General features: G+C 50.0%; 1 protein-coding gene. It reads left to right on the top strand.

What is annotated here, in order from left to right; all coding sequences use genetic code 11:
• Positions 1–65: 65 nt before the first annotated feature.
• Positions 66–6,663: InlB B-repeat-containing protein (locus J2W69_RS20400; protein WP_405047904.1), on the top strand; the 6,598-nt coding region annotated here is incomplete at its 3' end.

The raw sequence follows: 6,663 nt of genomic DNA, 5'->3' as shown, positions 1-6,663 counted from the left end.
GTGGTTGTGGTGGCACGTTAAGTGGAACGACTTATACCACCGGGGGGATCACGGGAGCTTGTGCTGTGAGTGCCAGTTTTAGTCTGAACAGTTATACGGTTAGCACATCAGCAGGTCTAAATGGAAGTATCAGTCCGACATCCAAAGTGGTCACTCATGGTGGCACTACCAGCTTTACGTTGACACCTGCCGAGGGTTATGTGAGTCAATCAGCTTCAGGCTGTGGTGGCAGTTTAAGTGGTAACACGTTCACGACAGGCGGGATTACAGGTGCTTGTACAGTGAGCGCGAATTTTGCATTACCAGCACCGACAGTGGGAGCGGGAATCGCAGAGTATTCGATGAATGTGACATGGAATGCTGTCCCCAGAGCGGTAGCATATAATGTGCTTCAGTATAAAGATGGTGTTTTTGCGACTAGTAAATATGTTACGACAACTGGGAGCAGTTTCATCGGTGTAGTTGGAAGCAGTTACCAGTATTCAATCAATGCTTGTGACTCGTTAGGTGAATGCTCGTTTAATTCAGGGTTGAGTACCCCGTTTGTTGTTATGGCCAGGGTGGTACAGCCAGCACTTTCGGTAGCAGCGGGTACTTATACCAACTCAGTCAGTGTGTCGTTGTCAACAAGTACAGCGGGAGCGACCATTCGTTATACAACGAACAATACTCAGGTTTCTGCCAGTTCTCCGGTGTACAGCGGTCCAGTGGTATTAAGCCAGACAGCGACTTTACGCGCGGTAGCATATAAATCTGGCATGCTTGACAGCTTTGAAAACGCAGCAGTTTATACTATTCATTACCAGGTGAGCACATCTGCAGGCAGTGGAGGTAGTTTCAGTCCCTCAAGTCGGACCGTATCTAATGGAGGAACTACTACATTTACGGTGACACCAGCGGTGGGGTATTCGATCCAGTCGGTCACTGGCTGTGGCGGAACGCTCAGTGGCAGCACTTATACGACCGGAGTTATTTCAGCGGCTTGTGCCGTGAGTGCCAGTTTTAGCCTGAACAGTTATGCGGTTAGCACATCGGCAGGGGCGGGAGGAAGTATCAGTCCGACATCCAAAGCGGTGAATCATGGCAGCAGCACCAGTTTTACGGTGACCCCCAATACTGGCTATAGCATTGGGGCAGTCAGTGGTTGTGGTGGAACGCTCAGTGGCAGCACTTATACGACCGGAGTTATTACAGGGGCTTGTACAGTAAGCGGCAGTTTTAGTCTGAACAGTTATGCAGTCAGTGCATCGGCAGGGGCGGGAGGAAGCATCAGCCCGACGTCCAAAGTGGTCACTCATGGCAGTACCACCAGTTTTACAGTGACCCCAAGTACTGGTTATCACATCAGTGCAGTCAGTGGTTGTGGTGGCACGTTAAGTGGAACGACTTATACCACCGGGGGGATCACGGGAGCTTGTGCCGTGAGTGCCAGTTTTAGTCTGAACAGTTATACGATTAGTGCCTTGGCAGGTCAGGGAGGTACGATTTCTCCGACCACTGTACAAGTGAGTCACGCCGAAGATGCCACTTTTACTATCACCCCTGAAGAAGGTTATATGATCGATTCTGTTTCTGGTTGCGAAGGGCAACGAAACGGGAATGAATTTCGAGTGGCGAATGTGGTTTCAAACTGTGACGTGCTGGCAAGTTTTAAAGAACCACCATCGATGGAACATGGTTGGTATAACACCGACAAAATTGAGGTTCAAGAACAAAGTATTTCCGCACCAGCCTATACAAAAATGTCAACAAAAGAGATCGGTGCCGTAGCTGCTGAAACGGGGGTTCGAGGTGGACAGGCCAGTTTTGTTATTCCTGTTCAAATCGCACCGGGTCGCGCAGGCATGCAGCCGGACGTCAGCCTGAACTACAACTCCGGAAGGGGTAATGGTATTGCCGGCATGGGATGGAGCCTGAGCGCAACTTCCAGTATAAGCAGGTGTGGAAGTAGCTTTGCCAATGATGCGGTTACGCGATCCGTTATGCTGAGCGACAGCGATAAGTTGTGCTACAACGGCAGGCGTTTAGTGTTGATTAGTGGCAACTATGGGAAAAACGGCGCGGTATATGCCCCGGAGTTGGATGATTTCAGTCGAATCAGCCAGCGTGGCGGTGATTTGTCCGGCGCAGCAACCTACTTTGCTGTGAAGGATAGTGCTGGCCGTACCTTGCTGTTTGGTGATAGCAGTACAAGCCAAGTGGTGCCGGATAAACAGTCCATGGTGCAGGAATGGTTGCTGAGTAAAGTAACTGATGTCACTGGCAATAACACCATGCGTTATGTGTACCAAAATTTTGGGCAAGCCGAAGTATTGCTCTCCCAGATTATCTATACCGGAACCTCCTCTGAGGATGGTCTGGGCAACGTCAGGTTTGGCTATGAAGACCGCGCTGATCCTTCATTAAGTTATTTGGCAGGTGGAGCTATCCAGCAGACGCAGCGGCTGAGTACAATGACTACTTTCTATAACAATAATAAAATTCGCGAGTACCGCCTCACTTATGGAGAGCTAAGCATAGGTTCAGGCCGAACTTTGCTGCGCTCAGTGACTGAATGTGCATTTATAGGAAATGTCCTCGTCAATTGTTTGGAACCGACTGAGTTTGACTGGTCAGAACAACACGCCGGTTATAGCCTTGAGTGGGTACCTTTTAGCGGATACAGCAATTATCGAACCATCACAGAAGCATTGCCGCGGGGCGACATCAATGGTGATGGAAGCAGGGACTGGAATGGTAGCTTTGTTGACGCAGAAGGTACAGTTCAGGCAACACACAGTTTTGTCCTGCCAGGATGCGGCTTTGATGTGTACCAGCAAGCTTATGTTTGTCATCAGGCTGATTTGGATCTGGATGGGCGTACCGATGCGGTAAAAGACAACGGAGCTTTTTTAGATGTTGGTCTGACCAGTGGCGAGGGAAGTTCTATCACAACCAGCTGGATCACCACTAGTATTTCGATGAACCAAAGCTCTTCGCATCAGTTGGGTCGTGACCGGGTTGAAGGTTTTGCCGACTTTAACGGCGACGGCTGGCCGGATTTGGTGATGTACCGTGTTAACGGAGCGAAGCCTGATTACCGGGTGTATTTACACAGCCGCAATCTATCCGCACCTTATTCGGGCGGTGGTACTGTTATTTATACTGCTGTGCTGGAATATAGTGGTGGCATCCCCTATGCAACCACCAGTATCCAGTTAACTGGTGATATGAACGGAGATGGTTTGGCGGATGTCGTTGTGATGAACAACAAAAACAAGTTTTACAGCTACCCACAACCACAACCGGAAAGAGTGCTGTACAGCCAATGGAGTAGCAGCATACTAACATTCAATAGCATGTCTTTGCCATTTTCGGCGTCGCCGATGCAGTGGGACTATTTTAGTTATTTTATTGATGTGAATAATGACGGCCTGACAGATTGGTTGGGCTGGAGTGCAGGGCATGGGTTGGCATATTCTTTAAATACCGGTGCTGGTTTTACACCGCTAAGAAGCGCAAGTGGCGATACGTCCTGGTTACATAGCCGTAGTTATCACGCGATTAATGCTGTACATAACACTGAAGAACAGACTATTTCATACCCTAAATACAGCGGCGCATTCAGGGTGATGGATGTGAATAATGACGGCAAGGCTGAACTTTTGGTACCCGCAGAGCGTTTGATTGAGTCCTGTATTATGTATGGTGATGTGGTTGCAGGTAAAGCGGTGACTAAAGAGTTCTGTGGTGATGCGATGTATGGTGCTGTTCCTCAGAGTAGCAACTCCACGGCCACTTTCCCCATTCCGGCTGAAAGCAATGATGAAAGTATTTACCGGTATGACTCGGTGCAATTCGCTGTGTCACCGGATGGGACTTTACATTTGACTCGTCAGCCCACACAGCTTATTGGCTCGGCTACTCAGAGCGCTGCAGTTGATGCTTACGGCAACGGACTTGACCATCTGATGTTTACCTATGGTACTCGCTTTACCTCAGGTCAGCGCTTTAATGGTTCGACCAGCCCGCTCGGGACACAATACGGCACTTGGATTAACCGCAATTTGGGGGATAGCACTACCGGACAGACGTCGATGGATAGTCTGGTGACGGTGCGTGATGGCCTGGGTAAAGTTGCACGTTGGAGTTATTTACCGCTGGCGACGGGGCAAAATACTGTAGCCGATAAACCACTATATGCAACATCGCATAGTTATGTGGCAGATAATCAGCATTTCCACTTTGCATCCAGTATGTATGTGGTCTCAGAGTTCAGCCAAAGCAATGGCATTGGCGGTGAGCGAAAAAAACGCTTTGCATACCGTGGTGCTGTTTATAACCACGCGGGTAAAGGCTTCTCTGGTTTCCGCTCTGTTATTGAAGAAGATGTGGATCTGGGCGTAATTGAGCATGCCGATTATTTGCAAAAGGCGCCCTTTACAGGCCAGCTGCAGGCGAAATTCCACTTTAAGACCGCCGAATACCCAGCTGGCAGTTTTGCCGCAGTGCAGGGGTGGACGTCACCCTTTGTTTACAGTAGCTCAGACCAGAATGCCTTTGATGTTACCGGAGCCGATAATGCTTTTGAATTGAGCTTGCAGCGTTGGGTGTTAAATACGGAGCATAAGGCTCAGTCGGGTAGTTGCAGCAGTAATACTGACACCTCGACGGCCAGCGAGTTATGGAGTTGTGCTCCGGGGCAGCACCGCTACCTGATATATCCGGCGCACACCACAGTGATTAAGCAGGACTTGCAGAGTAAAACGCCGCTATCGATGCAGCAGGTGCAAGTTACCTCTGTAGACACCTACGGCAATGTGCTTATTCAGACGAACAGCACTGAAGATGCTTATGGACTTGCTAGCAAAACCCTTACTCAAAGCTTTGATGCAAGCGAGGCTTGGCCGAATAAGTTACTTACACGCAAGGTAACAACAGATGCCATGCAGAACCGACACGGTAGCGACCCGTATTCAGTAGCTGGACAAATTCTGGATAGCAGTAGTTGGGTACAAACCAGCTACAGTAATTTCCACAGTTCCAGACAGCCGGAGCTGATGGAGATGAGCGCTTCGGACAACAGTCCCGTGAAAACCATCGAAACGTCTTACAACAGCTACGGCTTACCGCTGAGTGTGACGGAAAGTACAGCAATGATGGACCTGTCAGGGCTGTGGCAAGAACTCAGTAGCCGCAGTACCACAATGGAATATGGAGACACAGTGGCTCGCCCTGCCGGTGCTTTTGTATTTCGTCTGACCAATGCCAAAGGACATGTCACTACGATACGCACATTACCTGAGTTTGGTCTGAGGAATAAAGTTGTCGATGCCAACCTGTTGTTGACGTCTTATTCGTATGACGCCTTTGGCCGACTGATACGGCACAGCGAGCCGCAAAGCGGGGTTAGACATGTGACGTTGGATGAAGCTGAATATGACACCAATGCACCTTCTTTGGCTGTAACGGTGCAGGTTATACAGCAAAAAGGTATGCCGGAGCAGCGCGTCTACCTGGATATGCTGGGCCGTGAAGTACGCACCTCAGTTCAGGGATTTAGCGGAGAGTGGATAAACAGGGATAAAGGCTATGATGCGCTTGGCCGCCTGAGCAGAGAATCCTTGCCTTACGCAGAAGGTGACAGCCCGTCCTGGACAGAGTATCAGGCGTATGACGAGCTGAACCGTCCGGGAGAAAAAACCACGCACGACAGCAGGCTGAGTATCCAGTACAGCTACGATGGATTGAAAACAGACATTAATGCGGGCGGCATCCAAATGAGCCGCAGCTACAACAGCTTGGGCCAACTGATGGAAACCGTGGATGGTGAGGGGGGAAGTACCCGCTACAGTTACAATGGTCAGGGGCTGCCGGTGGTGATGCAGGACGCCAATGGGGTGTCGTTGTATGCTGCCTATAATGCGCTGGGGATGAAACTGCGGGTAGACGACCCGAATCAGGGGATAACCGACTATGTGTACAACGGCTTTGGAGAGTTGGAACAGGAGACGGATGCCAGCGGAGTCAATAAATACCACGATTACGACGAACTAGGTCGTGAGACGGCGCTAAAGGCAATCAAAGCTGGCGTGGTGCAGGAGCAGTTCAGCTACGGCTACGACAGCACGCAAAAAGGCTTGCCGGACAGCGAAAGCAGTAGTTCGGTAGTACGCAGCTTTGGGTATGATGCATACGGTAGGCTAACGAGTAATACGTTGCAGGTCGATGGAGAGGTATTCAAACAGAACTACCAGTACCACTCTTCGAGCGGGCAACTCATAGGCAAGAGTTACCCGAACGGATTGACGGTGGAATATGACTACAACGAACAGGGTCACCTGGAGCAGGTAAAAAACGCAGCCAGTGGTTATGTGTACCGTCACATTACGGCGCAGGATGCATTTGGTCATATCACCAACGCAAGTTTGGGTAATGGTGTACTGGAAAGCCGAAGCTATGATGCGGGCACGGGCTGGGTGCAGACGCTTAAGGCTATATCGGGCAGTGTGACGGTGCATCAGCTAAGTTACAGCCAGTACGATAGTTTTGGTAATTTGCAGTACTACAGCAATGCTGCAACCAATGTGAGTGAAAGCTATGGCTACGATGACCTGCATCGATTGACCAGCAGTACAACAAACGGCGCAGGAGCGTCGGTGAGTATGAGCTATAGCTACGATG

This window comes from Rheinheimera soli (assembly GCF_031457405.1).
In the GTDB taxonomy this organism is placed as follows: domain Bacteria; phylum Pseudomonadota; class Gammaproteobacteria; order Enterobacterales; family Alteromonadaceae; genus Pararheinheimera; species Pararheinheimera soli_A.
Note: the sequence above shows the minus strand (reverse complement) of the source record. Positions and strands in the feature narration are given on the sequence as shown.